Annotated in this window: 2 protein-coding genes; both read left to right on the top strand. The window is 72.3% G+C overall.

Annotated elements, in window-relative coordinates; all coding sequences use genetic code 11:
* On the top strand, positions 1–1,034 hold a 1,034-nt coding region (locus tag AB0E94_RS53080), incomplete at its 5' end, for a hypothetical protein (protein WP_360344619.1).
* Positions 1,031–1,211 (top strand): hypothetical protein (locus tag AB0E94_RS53075; RefSeq protein WP_360344616.1); only part of this gene is annotated, 181 nt, incomplete at its 3' end. The genes AB0E94_RS53080 and AB0E94_RS53075, both read left to right, overlap by 4 nt.

The raw sequence follows: 1,211 nt of genomic DNA, 5'->3' as shown, positions 1-1,211 counted from the left end.
GCTGGCTCGACGCGATGAGCCGCCTGTTCGCGCTCGACGGTCCCTGCGACCTCGCCCGGTTGGGTAGCGCCATCACCGCAGCCGAGCACCTCAGCCGATGGCTGCACATGGCCACCGGGCCGTTCAGCGCGCTGCTGGCCCTGCGGACGCCCTCCGACGTCGCGTCCCTGATCGGGCACCTGCACCGAAACTCGCGGCTGCTCGCCCGGGTGCACGTACAGACCGGGTCCTACTTCCTCGACCAGGCCCGCCAGGCACACGTCACCGGCCTCGACGACGACAGCGAGGTGCGGAGCGAGGTCATCGACGCCGCCGACGACATCCACACGTGGTTGCGGAACGCAGCTGACTGGTCCGCCCAGTCGGCGCAGGCGTCAGGCGCCGCCTGGTCCAGCGCCCGCAAGATCGCTGCCCTGACCACGGCTACGTCTACCGGGCGAACTGACGAGGCGGGATCCCCCGGGGTCTACGGCGGGGAGCTGGTGGCGGTCGCCGGGGTGCACGCCAGCGGCAGGCCCAGAATCGTTGCGTTCCTGCGCAGCCTGGCCCGCTGGCTCCGGCTGTGGGCGCTACCCGCGAAGACCGCGCGTCGCGGGCCGACGAGCCCGGCCGTCACGCAGGAGCCGCGCGAACTGTCTCCCGCACAGTTGGCCGAGCTGATCGGGTCGGCCTTCGACGACGAGGCCGCCTTCAGCCCCGAGCTGACCCACATCGCCGCGCGGATCACCGGAACCCTCGCCACCTACCTGTCGAACTGCTTCGGCCCGGCCCGCCCTGTCGCCATCCCCACCCCGCAGGACCTCGCCGACCTCGCCACCTCCCTGACGTACCTCACCCACACCCTGATCAGCGGACTGCGACACCTCGCCGACAGCCCACGCGGCAGCGAGAGCGACGGCCTCGACGAGACCGACGCAGCCATGACGAGGTCATCGCTCAGGGACGCGATCGACGCCCTGCGCGTCGCCGCGAGCCACCTCGCCGCCGTCTCCTACACCGCCGCCGGCACCGACCACCAGGAGAACCAGCAGTGACCGGCGGCAGCGCCCACGCCGGCGAAGGCGACGCCACACCGCGCGCGACGACGCTGGTCGACCGCAGCTTCGGCGCGCACAGCGGAGGCTACGACCTCAGCGAGATCCGCCGAACCGGCAGCGGCCACCGACTGCGGGTCCGCATCCGCCGCGACCCCTACCAACGCCAGAGCTACG

The organism is Actinoplanes sp. NPDC026670 (assembly GCF_040638175.1).
In the GTDB taxonomy this organism is placed as follows: Bacteria; Actinomycetota; Actinomycetes; order Mycobacteriales; family Micromonosporaceae; genus Actinoplanes.
Note: the sequence above shows the minus strand (reverse complement) of the source record. Positions and strands in the feature narration are given on the sequence as shown.